The sequence below is a fragment of the Kluyvera intermedia genome (assembly GCF_021440345.1).
GTDB classification, from domain to species: Bacteria; Pseudomonadota; Gammaproteobacteria; order Enterobacterales; family Enterobacteriaceae; genus Kluyvera; species Kluyvera intermedia_A.
Window position 1 is genome coordinate 52,016 of record NZ_JAKCNS010000044.1, and the last position, 13,074, is coordinate 65,089.

The following is a 13,074-nucleotide window of genomic DNA, read 5'->3' on the forward strand; positions in this document are numbered from 1 at the left end:
GTCCTTATACCTTCGCAATCTGAACCAGGTTAGTGTGCTGCGGGTTGCCCTTAGCCAGCGGTGACGGGCGGTGGGTGGTCAGCGTGTTGATACATGAACCGTGGTCAATTCTGTCACCATCCATCTGTGCATCGTGCCACGCCCCCTGGCCCATGGCGGAGACGCCCGGCATAATGCGCGGCGTTACCTTCGCGGCAATGCGCACTTCACCACGACCGTTGAACACTCGGACCATATCGCCGTTCTCAATCCCGCGCTTCTTCGCATCTATTGGATTCAGCCACACTTCCTGACGGCAGGCCGCCTGTAGTACATCAACGTTACCGTAGCTGGAGTGGGTGCGTGCTTTATAGTGGAAGCCGAACAGTTGCAGCGGGAATTTATCGCGCAGCGGATCGTCCCAACCTTCGAAAGTCGAGGCGTAAACCGGCAGAGGACTGATGGTTTCATCTTTCTCAAGCTGCCATTTGGCGGCAATGTCTGCGAGCCGGGCAGAATAAATTTCAATTTTGCCAGACGGAGTTTTTAATGGATTGGCCTCGGGATCGTTGCGGAAATCTTTATAGGCCACGAAGTGACCGTTCGGATCTTTGCGCTTATAGATACCCATTTTCTTGAGATCGTCATAGCTTGGTAGATCCGCATCTTTAGCGCGCATTTTGGCGTAGAGGTACTGGAGCCACTGCTCCTGGGTGCGGCCTTCGGTAAACTTCTGATGAACATCATCCCCCAGACGTTTGGCAACTTCGCTTAAGATCCAGTAAATCGGTTTTCGTTCGAACTTCGCGCTGGTTACTGGCTGGATAAAGATCAAATAGCCCATGTTCCCGGCGTAGTCGTTCGGGATGATATCTTCCTGCTCGACGGTCATCAGGTCAGGCAACAGGATATCGGCGTATTTCGCCGACGCGGTCATGAAGTTTTCAATCACCACGATCATTTCGCATTTGCTCTCATCCTGCAAAATCTCATGGGTTTTGTTGATGTCAGAGTGCTGGTTGATGATGGTGTTGCCGGCGTAGTTCCAGAAGAACTCCATTGTCAGACGGATGGACGGACTTGAAGTAGTTGACTTAACGCTACTTAAGGTCTTGATATGACTGACATTAATCATGATAATACTGTATATCCATCCAGTTGTTTGCTAGGGTCTCCCTATCTGTATGGGCAAGGTTACACCCCAAGTCCTGACACAAGGCTGACACAAATCAAGGACCTTGCAGTGCCTCAGATAGTCCGCAGAGCTAACGGTCGGTATACTATCCGTCTACGGCTTAAAGGGGACACCAAGCCATTTCTTTCAGTATCGACCCGCAATACAGACAGGAGAGTCGCCGTCATGCGTCAGAAAGAGTTAGCCGCTACAGCTAAAGCATTCATGTTGGATAAGCCGGAAGTCTCACTACGGGCTCTCACAGCCCACCTGAGGTCTATGGCTGAGCAGTTCCTGACAGACGCTAGTGATGATTATTGGAATGGGGTAGATGTTGCTACTCTGGTCGACGAGAAGTCGAACCTGAGGGAGCTAGCCGCAACGCAGGCGCTGAGTGTTGACCAGCAGAAGGGCATAAGGTTGGCGCTGGAAGTCCTGACCGCAGCGCAGCAGCGCGTAGACACTGGGGATACCTCCGGTCTGATTGATATTGTGATGAATAACCATACAGGTTACTCAACTATAGGTGACTCTACGGCAATTCTGAGTAACGAGCAGGGGGGCAGCCCAGAAGTATTCACGCAGGAGCGCCAACCTGAGGTCGCTATCTGTAGTTTTTCTGAGCTTGTGTCCTCACTGCTGGCTGAGAAGGTCCAGACCTTGAAGTCATCCAGCTACAAGGACCTGTCGTCCTCACTGAATACCGTCTCCCGGTTCCTTACTTCTGGCATGGACCTGATGTCCCGCTCTGAGTGGCTGGCAGTGAGGGACGCTATGCTGTCTGCTGAGGTGAGACCATCGACGATTAACAAGCTGCTGACCAAGGCGAAGATGTGTCTTGATTATGGTCTGATGAATGGGCAACTTGAGGGCCGCAATCCGATTGAGCGCATGAAGCTGACCAAGGATGTCGACTCGAAGCGTAGAGCATTCACTGACGAGGAGCTGGAGAGACTTCTTGTCCGGGTAGAGGCTGAGTATCAGTTCACACGACACACCGCTCACACGACCTCTGAGGCTCGCAGATGGGCGACTTTGGTCTCTGTGGTCACGGGCGCTCGGTCTGCTGAGGTCTGCCACCTGACTAAACGTGACATTGTTACTATCGACGATATGGTTTGTATCGACATTAATGAAGATGGGGACGGGAAGTCCGTAAAGAACAAGCATTCAGTCCGACTTGTACCGCTGACCAGTGGTGCCTATGGGTTCGACCTTGAGTCTTTCCAGCAGTGGGTAGACACTCAGCCTGATGATGGTCCTCTCTTCGGGATGACACCGAGCGCCTACTCTAGCTGGTTTAACTCAAGGGTCCTGACTGAGGCCCTGCCAGACGCTGATAACGTCTCACTTCATAGTCTGAGGCATTGGCTGGCGACCCGCATGAAAGAGCGTGGGGTCAATCTGGTTGACGCTCAGGGCATCTTAGGCCATAGCTCCCAGTCAATTACGTATGACCTGTACGGGAAAGGACATGCAGTAGGTCGGTTAGCTGCTGGTCTACGGACAGCGCTACTGTAGGCATTAAAAAGCTATTAAAGTCAGTGATATACAAGAGTGCCTCCCAATTGATGGGAGACAGAAAGTCAGACCTAATATGTGGCTTATGGATGAATCAACACTTTAATGAAACCCACGCTATAGGGGGGGGTAGGGAGACTTAACGTTTCTATCCACCTTCATAGTCCGGCCTTGGGGTTGACATAGTCAACTGAAGATGTCAACACTTTAATGAGACCCACACTGTAGAGACCACCTTGATTTAAGGAAGGTACACTATAGGGAGAGACACAAAGTCATCCCATCTATTGGCGTTTAGACCATAGCTCAGGCACTGCAAGGCGATTGGAAACCTCTTGCGATACGACCTCATGACTTTAAGTAGTCCAGCTATAGCCTTAAACATATTATATTAACGTAGCTATCTCTCCTCTTTGACGGGCGGGGAACTGTTATCACATCCGACTTTAAGTTGGCTCTTTAGTGATAAATAACGGTGCGAGATAGTGAAGGGCAGAAGACCACAGCATTATTGTGGCATCCTAGACGGGCGGAAACTCAAAGTAGTTGACCAATTGGCTATGCTTAGAGTTTGTACTTTGAGTCTTACCAGCCTGTGGGACTTAAAGACCCGTGAGATGGTGATTGTTATCACTCATTGCTTAAGTCATAGCTTCCTGTCCTAGACCGGATGTCTCCCAAGGCCTTGATGGGATGTGGATACCAATCCCTCACAGACTTAGAGTCCGAGCCTACAGGGCTATGGCCTCCACTCTGGCCTAACCTGAAGTACAGGCCTAAGGTCTACCCTCAAGTCATACTGTGGTTCATAGTCAACTGAAGATGTCAACACTTTAATGAAACCCACACTATAGGAGGAGGGACTTTAAGTCTCCTGAGCTATGTAGTTTGCCTACGTTATAGTTAGCCTGCAATTAACCACACTATAGAGACCACCTTGATTTAAGGAAGGTACACTATAGGGAGAGACACACACCATAAATAACTTTGCTTCTTGTCCGACCTACAGTCTATGTAGCTCGGCTCGCATTGTATCAATGGTCGCGTCGCCCTCCATCCTTAAAGTTACAACCAATGTGGTAGAGACCTTAGAGACGCCTCAGCATCGTTTCTCTGAGTCTCTTCCCATTTATATCACCTTCAGGTAAGGACACTAGGATTTAATCACGTTGTATCTCTGGTCTGTCTCGAAGTGCGTACCGCAGACTGTAGAATACCAGCAGTACGATGGGCTTAGAGTTATCAGCCTAGTGTCCTGACCTGAAGGCTCAACTTTGGTCTGTCCTCTATGTGGAGGACTAAAGACGCTAAGCCCTACGCTCTTGCATGGAAATCTCCACTCAAGGGAAAGGCAACCAGTCTTATGTTACTGGCCCCAAGTTTGCAACATTCCAATATGCTGGATGCCCGCAAAAAATGCGGTCATTAGGGCAAATACTAATCATTACTGGTCATCGCAGACCATATCAATTACCGCTAGTAGCTCGTGCTACTCGCTACCTCAAGTCATTCTGTTTGTGTCCTGTTGCCTGCTGGTCTCCCTTTACGTGGGGGCTTGAGTAGGTCAGTAGGGTGCGACTTCAGGGTGCAAACAAAAGGAGTACACGTAAATGTCTCAACAAGAATACACCATCCATATCTTCGGTCAGGACCTCACCAGTCAGGACGGATTGTTTCGACTGGATGAGATACGACGGGTCGGCATTCAGATTGGCACAGTTGCAGATGGCAATAGTACAGAAGTCAGACGCTTTGCTCGTACCAACGTCGGGCGCTATCTTATGGGACCGAAAAGTGGTCGCATAAAGAAAGTCGATATGGGGCGCCTCGGTACGTCATGGCTTGCTGACCCCACGTCCGCTGTCAAGTTTGGCGAGTGGCTGGACTTTGAGTATGGAATAGCTGTAGCGGATGCCTTCGTGTCTATGACATCCAGTGCCACCGTACAGGCCGCTGTAGCATCTTCGGATGATATCTCGCCGGACTCTAAGTCATTCATTAAGAAGCACACTGTATCGCACTACAGGGCTGGACAACTCGTCTCGAAAGAGGAGTTTGAGGAGCTACGGGTCGGTCGCTGTGAGTGGAGACTTTAACAATGGCTATGATTGACCCGCGCACTCCAGAAGGCCGTTTGACCCTGCGTTACCGTGGTCTTCCCACTTCTATTTTGTTGTCGATGCTTGGAGTAGACAAAGCGGCTACGAATAACCGACCATTTTATTCTCGCAATGAGCTAATAGAACAGTTGGTCATTCGCACTATGTCAGTTAACCGAGAAAGTAAGTAAGAAATTCTCTGGTCACTGCGTCAGTAAACCCCACAAGTAATGCGATAGCCGAAGGGATGATATTAATTGCTGCGACAGAAAGTGATTTTATTATTCTCTGTTCTTTGGATGCCTTTATTAAAACCGCAAAGATAAACACTGGAATGAATGCAAGTAGGGCTACGGTGATTATACGTTCAAGCATATACAGTGTGTGCCAAGTTATTCCACCTGTTATATATCCAGCGCCGTATCCAACTGCATAAAAGCAGGCCAAGTAAAGCAATAAGCTAATAGCTAATTTGGGCATAAATCATTCCTGAGTGTCTTGGTGAAAGATGGTCGTAGCTTAACAAATATCCATATACATATTGATCGTTTATCCCAATCGTAAATTCCGTATTGATCGTCATTAGCGATCAAACTATTCGATTCAAACACCTATTTAAAACCTCTGAGATGACCGATGCGGGGAGACGCCGTAGGCCTAAACACGCCTGTAGCAGACCGATAGTTCTCACCTCTCATAAGGAGATTTAAACACTATGACTACCAAGAATACTTTAACGTGGCGTATCGCTGTATCTGATGTAGACACCAAGTCCAACACCATCAAGATTGACGGACAGGAGCATGACTTAGGGTTTGCCTTGAAGTTCCTACTTCCTGCCTATTTCTCAACGTTTGATTCAAAGACCATCCAGTCTGACAACACGTTCAATGCTGTAGAGCCACTGGTCGTTGCTGGTATTAAGGTATCAAACTTCCTTCCTGTGGCTGCTGAGGCTCACCGTGATATGACCTACCGTCGACAAGCTGAAGCACGTGAGGCCATTCGTCAGGCTGAACAACAAGCTATCCGCTTCGCTGAGTTGAATAAGAGCAAGGAACAAGTAGAGCGTGAGCAACTGGAAGCCGAAGCACGTAAGAAACGTTTACGTGAACAGTCCGAGCTTGTCCGAAGTGCAGGGTCGACTCTGGGTAAATCCCGTGCGGCACAGATGCTGGAAGGCATTGGAGACATCAACCTGCTGGCTGACTAGTAGTCCTCGAACACACAACAAACTTCAGGCCTTGACCAATGGTGGTCGAGGTCTATCCGAACTATTGAGAATAGGAGATACACCACTATGTCTAAGAATATTCAAATTAACGCTGCCACTGACTTAAACAAGCCTGTAGGTGAACAGTTCCGAGCACCTAACGACAAGATTGTTCACTCTGAGTCTATGACCTTCCGTGAAGAGGTTAGTAGCTTCGCTTGGGCGTCTGACAGCCCCGAGTTCAATAGCATTGAGGCCGCTAAGTCCCCTGCTGTTTATGCTAAGACCCTTGAGTCCAGCCTGCGTATTGGCCTGAATGGCATCAAGTCAGACGTTGAGTCTGTGAACTCTGTGTTCCCTGTTGAGTTCCTGCCTAACCGTACTGACGTACCAACCCCTATTGTTCGCCACTTGTTCAACGACCGAGGTGCTGTGGTGGCGACCAATGGCGACTGGTCTAAGCCTAAGAAAGCTGTAGCTATGGCTGGTAGTGAAATCTTTGTGGAGCCAGCAAACAAGGCTATCCTGCTGTCCTATAGCATCCCGCTGTATGACTTCAAGGTCGAGTCCGGTTTCACCCATGCGACTCTGGTTGGTGATATGAATAACATCGTCGATAACATCCTAAAAGACATCAACGCTAAGGTCGCTTCTCAACTGGCAGACTCCAAGCTGGTGCGTAAGGTTGATGGCGGTAAGCTGGCAGGTAAGTTGTTTGATAAAGGTCAAGACATTCTTGATGCTATCACTGAGGCTACAGACTCGGCGCTGGGTGCTAATGTAGACGACTATGGCTTGGTTATTCATGAAGACTTAGTGAAGGCTCTGGCGTCTGTTGCTCGCCGCTCAGGCTTTGGTGGTGAGGACGGTATCGAAGAGATGCTAGGCACTGACTTCTGTTCCTACAACGGTGAAGACAAAGGTGTCTTCCTGATGCCTAAAGCATTTACGGGTCTGAGCTTCGCTCCACCTAAAGTCGACGGTGAGTGGTTCACTACAATCTTGACACGAGATACCGACCGCCAAGCTTTCGTACTGGAAGTCATTGGTAAGCTGTACATCCTGAATGAGGCGACCACTGAGATTAAAGATGGTATCCGCAAGGATGCTGCTGTACTGCCTGTAGTCACTAACATTACATTCACTAAGTAAGACTTTGAGTCTGGGCCTTCGGGTCTGGACTTTATTTATTGTTACGTTATAACATATCAATCGTAAGGAGGGCTGAGTGTCTACGACTTCCACAGACCTAAAGTCTCTCCTGACTCTGGTCTATAAACTTGTGTACCTCTCTGTAGGTCTCTACATGGTACTATCTGGTCGACTCAGTATAAGTGTATTCGACACACTGTCTGGGACTGTAGGTGGGCTTCTGGGACTGTAGGTGGGCGACTTAAAGTGTTTACACCAGAAAAATTCGTCTGACCATCCAATATAAAGAGGAAGCAAAAAGTCCCCCATAGCCCCGACCTATAGTCAGACATAAGACCTGTATAAACACACAGTCTACACCGTAGTGAGTAGACGAGCTACTAACCCAATGTCCCGACCACAGAGACACAAGGCTGACACATAAAGTATTGACTCAACGCCAGACCTGAGGCCTAATGATGACTGAAGGCTGGCAGCTTCAAGTCCTTGTAGTTCCAGAAGAATTTAATCGGCACATCAAGCTTATCCTTGCCGCGCACGCCGTCACGGGTGGCGGTCATTTCAGCACCGTGGTCAATGGCGTCGGTCCAGGTAAAGCAGGAGATGGCGGTTTTTACCGGGTTAGTCAGCACCGGGAAGCGTTCGATGGTGATGGTATAGGTGGACTCACGGGCACCGCTATTGCCGCCATTGATGCCGACATTACCGGTAAGAATGGGCAACATTGCGATGGCACGAGCGGCCAGTTCACCGTTGGCCTGGCGCTGCGGGCCCCAACCCTGGCAAATATAAGCGGGTTTAGCGCTGCCTATTTCTCGCGCCAGCTTGATAATCCTATCGACCGGGATACCCGTGACCTGTGATGCCCATTGCGGCGTTTTTGCTATCCCGTCATCACCCTGGCCCTGAATATAGGCCTTGTAGTGACCGTTAGCCGGTGCGCCTTCTGGCAGCGTGGTTTCATCATAGCCCACGCAATATTTATCAAGGAACGGCTGGTCGACGAGGTTTTCGTCAATCAGCACCCAGGCAATACCCGCCACCAGCGCCGCGTCGGTACCGGGACGAATTGGGATCCACTCATCCTCACGCCCGGCGGCGGTGTCGGTATAGCGCGGATCGATAACGATCATGCGCGCATTTGAGCGTTCGCGAGCCTGTTCAAGGTAATAGGTGATCCCGCCGCCGCTCATACGCGTTTCCGCCGGGTTATTACCAAACATCACCACCAGTTTGCTATTTTCGATATCGGAGGTGCTGTTGCCATCGTTGGTGCCGTAAGTATAAGGCATGGCGCAGGCTATCTGCGCGGTGCTGTAGGTGCCGTACTGGTTGAGTGAACCACCGTAGCAGTTCATCAGACGCATCACCGCCGAACCGGAAGGTGAGGAGCGGGTAATATTACCGCCGACGATACCGGAGGAATAGTTGATATAAACCGATTCGTTACCGTAATCTTTCACCACGCGCTGCAGGTTGCTGGCAATCGTATCGAGCGCTTCTTGCCAACTGATACGCTCAAACTTGCCTTCACCACGTTTGCCGACGCGTTTCATAGGATAGTTCAGGCGATCAGGATGGTTTATTCGGCGGCGAATAGAACGCCCACGCAGGCAGGCGCGCACCTGGTGATCGCCATAAATGTCATGTCCGGTATTATCGGTTTCAACCCAATAAACTTCATCATCTCTTACGTGTAAGCGAAGAGCACAGCGGCTGCCGCAGTTAACGGAGCACGCGCCCCACACGACTTTATCGTCAGCGCGACTGGCCTGCTGGACGGCGGCCGCGGTGGCGCGTAAAGAGAAGGGCAGCGAAAACCCGCCCGCAGCCAATGCTAAAGAACCGATGGCCGATGATTTAATCAGGCTGCGCCGACTCAGCCCTCCATGCTTTTCCTGCTTAGACATCACTCACTCCATTATTGTATTAATGATTTCTGATCGAAATTAAAATCTGACTAATAATGGACGGATAATACCTGGTAAGTGGTATACAAGTATTATTCCTGGTCAAAGAGCAATACCACTACCGCAGGTATTTTTTTGTCGGGTGTTTGCCAGGTTCTAAACTGCTGTGCATAATTGTTTTACAACAATAAAAGATAATTTTTTCGGTTAATGTTTTGCTCTCAATGGTGAACATTGGCTGTACCCCTACAGGAAGAAACTCATGCAGGATATTGCTTCGCACGTCATCCCGATGCCCGCGATCGATACGGTCACGGTTCCCTATAAAGGGGTAAATTTCTTACGCCCCGAAATTTTGCTCGATTTCATTAGCGTCACCCACGGCCATGTCCTTGCTATTACGCCGCTGGCGGTACTCTATTCTAGCGTCGGCGTGTCGCAATCAGCTGAGCTGCGCAAGATCCCTGTGCTGGTCTCAGGGCGGGTGGTGTATCCGATAGGTTCTCAGACGCTTCCTTGCCTGCATGGCAAATTGACCATTAATACCACGTCACAGCAGCTGCGCTTTCAGGGCAATCTTGACGCCTTGTCGGACGACCGTTCGTTAAAGGATGGGGTGTTGATAGGGATTGCGCTGGCGTTTACGGTAGCTCAGGAAGCCTAAGACGGCACCGCCTCCGCAGAGGCGGCGTCGCGCTACTGGGCGCTGTCGGTGCGGGAGTAAAGGATTTTAAAGGTGTCGTTGGCGCAGTGCCCAACCACCTGCGCGCCCGGTTGGTCAGCCTGATCGTTTGGAACAATATCAAGGGTAAAAGCGCTTTCCGCTACGCCGTTGCCGATGATTTTTTGCTGAATGTCGCTCCTGACGCGCTCGCACGAATCCGGGACGGCGGCCAGCGCGGGTAAGGCCCCGGCTAACAGTAGTGCCAATAACCAGCGTGAAGATTTCATGATCGACTCCTTTGCAGTTGGCTTGGGAAAAGTATAGCAGTGGTAGTGTAAATTATTGTATTTCCTAATATCATTGAGAAAATCCCGAAACAGGACTGCGGTGTGAAGAAACTTATTTTATTGGCGTCAGCGATGGCGGTACTCAGCGGCTGTGATACTAATGACGCTCCAGCGGCCTTTACTCCGGAAATGGCCAGTTTTTCAAATGAGTTTGATTTCGACCCACTCCGTGGCCCGGTGAAAGATTTCAGCCAGACATTGCTAAATGAAAAGGGCGAAGTGGCAAAACGGGTCAGTGCGCAAATCTCTCGCGAAGGCTGCTTTGATTTGCTGGAATTTCATAATATTGAAGAGGATAGCGGCGCACTGCTGGTGCTGGATGCTAACTATTATCTTGATGGCGTGACGCATGAGAAGCGGGTGCGTCTACAGGGAAAATGTCAGCTAGCTGAATTCCCTTCGGCGGGAGTGGCCTGGGAAACCGATGACAATGGCTTTGTGGTCAAGGCTCTCAGTAAAGAGCGTGAAGTGGATTACCGCTATGACGGCGAAGGCTATCCGCTGGGTAAAACCGCAACGGCGAAAGATGAGACGCTTTCAGTGGTGTCCACGCCTTCGCAGGATGGCCGTAAGAAGCTCGATTATACCGCCGTCAGCCTGTTGAATAAGCAGCCTATTGGCAATGTCACTCAGAACTGCGAATACGATAGGCACGATAACCCGGTGAGCTGTTCTTTAAAGATTGTCGATGAAAGCGCGAAGCCGCCGGTTATCCAGCATTACACGATTAAGAATACCATTGAGTATTATTGAGCAGAAATGAGAAGGGCGCCGATGGCGCCCTTTTAACACTATGGATTGATTGAGCGACCGGTTGAGCGATCGAGGCAACGCATGGTGTTCGACTCCCAGTAGGCATTGACGTTCGCGCTCTGCTGGCATTTATCGCGAGCATCAAAAGCGACGTCGGTTTTATCCCACTCTTTTTCCGCACGTTTGTTGACCTTCTGGCGCAGCTGGCGAGTGTCGTTCCACTGCTCTTTGTCCATCGCTGCATTCTGGCGGCTCTGGGCGCTATCGCCAGATTCAATAACCAGCTTGTTGGTTTCAGCAGAGGCAGATGCGGTGTACACGATGGCTCCCAGCGCGAGCATAGCCGTCAGGCACAGGCGTTTGCCAAGTGTAATTTTCATTTGCGTGTTCCTTCGAGATAGTGAATACGATAACTCTTTAAACCAGTTTACTACATCTCTTGCGGCTGGCATACCTGCGAAAAAAACGTGGTCGAATCGCGTGAGTTCTTGCGTATGATGGTGCAATCCGTCGATTCTTGATAAAGCATAATGTTAAAGACCTCTCTGCTGTTTTTCGCCACCGCGCTGTGTGAAATCATTGGCTGTTATTTACCCTGGCTGTGGTTGAAGCGGGGTGCAACGCCTCTGTTATTGCTGCCCGCCGGGCTGGCGCTCGCGATGTTCGTCTGGTTATTGACTCTGCATCCCGCGGCCAGCGGGCGGGTTTATGCTGCTTATGGCGGTGTCTATATCTTTACCGCGTTGTTATGGCTGCGGGTGGTTGAGGGCGAAAAACTGACCGCCTATGATTGGCTGGGCGCGGCTGTCGCGCTGTGCGGTATGCTGATTATTGTCGCCGGATGGGGGCGGAGTTAAATCCGTCACCCGTATTAAGGTGTGAACTCAAATTCCTTTGCCCGTTTTTAATCCCCTTTTTTTGTGATCCTTTACGGGATTTTTCGATCTTCATACTTGTATGGTAGTAGTTCAAAGCGTAAGTTTTGCCCACTAACCGATGAGATGTAAGGATTGAAGATGAAAATTGTGGGTGCTGAGGTTTTTGTAACCTGTCCTGGCCGTAACTTTGTCACGCTGAAAATTACTACCGATAGCGGGTTGGTTGGCTACGGCGATGCCACGTTAAACGGCCGCGAGCTGCCAGTTGCTTCCTACCTGAAGGATCATCTGTGCCCGCAGCTGGTGGGGCGTGATGCGCACCGCATTGAAGATATCTGGCAGTTTTTCTACAAAGGTGCCTACTGGCGTCGCGGCCCGGTAACGATGTCGGCGATCTCGGCCATTGATATGGCGCTATGGGATATCAAAGCCAAAGCCGCCAATATGCCGCTGTACCAGTTGCTGGGCGGGGCCTCCCGTGAAGGCGTGATGGTTTACTGCCACACCACCGGGCGCACCATTGATGAAGTGCTGGAAGATTACGCGCGCCATCAGGAGATGGGCTTTAAAGCGATTCGCGTTCAGTGCGGCGTGCCGGGCATGAAAACCACCTATGGTATGTCTAAAGGTAAAGGCCTGGCATATGAACCGGCGACCAAAGGTCAGTGGCCGGAAGAGCAGCTGTGGTCCACGGAAAAATATCTCGATTTCACGCCAAAACTGTTCGAGGCGGTACGTAACCGGTTTGGTTTCAACGAACATCTGCTGCACGACATGCACCACCGTTTAACGCCGATTGAAGCGGCGCGTTTTGGTAAAAGTATCGAGCAATATCGTCTGTTCTGGATGGAAGACCCAACGCCTGCAGAGAACCAGGAGTGTTTCCGTCTGATTCGTCAGCATACCGTCACGCCGATTGCGGTGGGTGAGGTATTCAATAGCATCTGGGATTGCAAACAGCTGATTGAAGAGCAGCTGATTGACTATATCCGCACCACCATGACCCATGCGGGTGGCATCACCGGAATGCGCAGAATCGCCGATTTTGCCTCGCTCTACCAGGTTCGTACCGGTTCACACGGCCCGTCAGATCTTTCGCCGGTTTGCATGGCGGCGGCGCTGCATTTTGACCTGTGGGTACCTAACTTCGGCGTTCAGGAATACATGGGTTATTCCGAGCAGATGCTGGAAGTCTTCCCACACAGCTGGACCTTCGATAACGGCTATATGCACCCAGGCGATAAACCGGGCTTAGGCATCGAGTTTGACGAAAAGCTGGCGGCTAAATACCCGTACGACCCGGCCTATTTACCGGTCGCACGTCTGGAAGACGGCACGCTGTGGAATTGGTAAATCATTCAGTCTTTTAATTTACTTCAATATT

The 13,074-nt window shown here is 50.4% G+C and carries 12 protein-coding genes and 2 pseudogenes; 9 read left to right on the forward strand and 5 right to left on the reverse strand.

Features of this window, described 5'->3' with window-relative positions; all coding sequences use genetic code 11:
- Positions 1-4: 4 nt before the first annotated feature.
- Positions 5-1,039: pseudogene (locus tag LZ634_RS14200) on the reverse strand (molybdopterin dinucleotide binding domain-containing protein); the annotation flags it as partial.
- Positions 1,040-1,339: 300 nt separating this feature from the next.
- Between LZ634_RS14200 and LZ634_RS14205 the strand changes: the two are divergent.
- From LZ634_RS14205 to LZ634_RS14215, 3 genes are all read left to right on the forward strand, one after another.
- Positions 1,340-2,674, forward strand: a complete 1,335-nt coding sequence (locus LZ634_RS14205) for a site-specific integrase (protein WP_063216352.1) — start codon at positions 1,340-1,342, stop codon at positions 2,672-2,674.
- 1,610 nt (positions 2,675-4,284) lie between these two features.
- Positions 4,285-4,770: a hypothetical protein gene (locus tag LZ634_RS14210; RefSeq protein WP_064513567.1), complete on the forward strand. Its 486-nt coding sequence runs from the start codon at positions 4,285-4,287 to the stop codon at positions 4,768-4,770.
- Between the two features lie 2 nt (positions 4,771-4,772).
- On the forward strand, positions 4,773-4,964 hold the full coding sequence (locus LZ634_RS14215) for a hypothetical protein (protein WP_074143632.1): 192 nt from the start codon (positions 4,773-4,775) through the stop codon (positions 4,962-4,964).
- Here the strand turns inward: LZ634_RS14215 and LZ634_RS14220 are convergent.
- A complete protein-coding gene (locus LZ634_RS14220) occupies positions 4,945-5,253 on the reverse strand; it encodes a hypothetical protein (RefSeq protein WP_063216582.1) in 309 nt (102 codons plus the stop codon). The genes LZ634_RS14215 and LZ634_RS14220 overlap by 20 nt on opposite strands.
- 235 nt (positions 5,254-5,488) lie before the next feature.
- Between LZ634_RS14220 and LZ634_RS14225 the strand changes: the two genes are divergently transcribed.
- A complete protein-coding gene (locus LZ634_RS14225) occupies positions 5,489-5,986 on the forward strand; it encodes a hypothetical protein (RefSeq protein ID WP_234506343.1) in 498 nt (165 codons plus the stop codon).
- 87 nt (positions 5,987-6,073) lie between these two features.
- Positions 6,074-7,138, forward strand: coding sequence for a hypothetical protein (locus LZ634_RS14230; RefSeq protein ID WP_121909801.1), 1,065 nt, complete (start codon positions 6,074-6,076; stop codon positions 7,136-7,138).
- Between the two features lie 488 nt (positions 7,139-7,626).
- Here LZ634_RS14230 and LZ634_RS14235 read toward each other — a convergent pair.
- A pseudogene (locus LZ634_RS14235) lies at positions 7,627-9,048 on the reverse strand (molybdopterin-dependent oxidoreductase); the annotation flags it as partial.
- Between the two features lie 262 nt (positions 9,049-9,310).
- On the opposite strand from LZ634_RS14235, the gene LZ634_RS14240 reads away from it, so the two are divergent.
- Positions 9,311-9,712, forward strand: coding sequence for a dTDP-glucose pyrophosphorylase (locus tag LZ634_RS14240; protein WP_234506344.1), 402 nt, complete (start codon positions 9,311-9,313; stop codon positions 9,710-9,712).
- Positions 9,713-9,744: 32 nt separating this feature from the next.
- Here LZ634_RS14240 and LZ634_RS14245 read toward each other — a convergent pair whose 3' ends face one another.
- On the reverse strand, positions 9,745-9,999 hold the full coding sequence (locus tag LZ634_RS14245; protein WP_234506346.1) for a DUF1161 domain-containing protein: 255 nt from the start codon (positions 9,997-9,999) through the stop codon (positions 9,745-9,747).
- 102 nt (positions 10,000-10,101) lie between these two features.
- On the opposite strand from LZ634_RS14245, the gene LZ634_RS14250 reads away from it, so the two are divergent.
- Positions 10,102-10,812 carry a YnfC family lipoprotein gene (locus tag LZ634_RS14250; protein WP_234506347.1) on the forward strand — a complete coding sequence of 237 codons (711 nt, stop codon included), beginning with the start codon at positions 10,102-10,104 and terminating at the stop codon, positions 10,810-10,812.
- 38 nt (positions 10,813-10,850) lie between these two features.
- On the opposite strand, the gene LZ634_RS14255 is transcribed toward LZ634_RS14250, so the two are convergent.
- Entirely contained in the window at positions 10,851-11,192 is a 342-nt protein-coding gene (locus LZ634_RS14255) for a DUF1283 family protein (RefSeq protein ID WP_234506350.1), read from the reverse strand.
- A gap of 150 nt (positions 11,193-11,342) precedes the next feature.
- On the opposite strand from LZ634_RS14255, the gene LZ634_RS14260 reads away from it, so the two are divergent.
- Together LZ634_RS14260 and rspA are read left to right on the forward strand one after the other, a co-directional pair.
- Positions 11,343-11,669, forward strand: a complete 327-nt coding sequence (locus tag LZ634_RS14260) for a YnfA family protein (RefSeq protein WP_234506353.1) — start codon at positions 11,343-11,345, stop codon at positions 11,667-11,669.
- A 159-nt stretch (positions 11,670-11,828) separates the two neighbouring features.
- Positions 11,829-13,043, forward strand: coding sequence for a starvation-sensing protein RspA (rspA, locus tag LZ634_RS14265; protein ID WP_234506356.1), 1,215 nt, complete (start codon positions 11,829-11,831; stop codon positions 13,041-13,043).
- Positions 13,044-13,074: the final 31 nt, after the last annotated feature.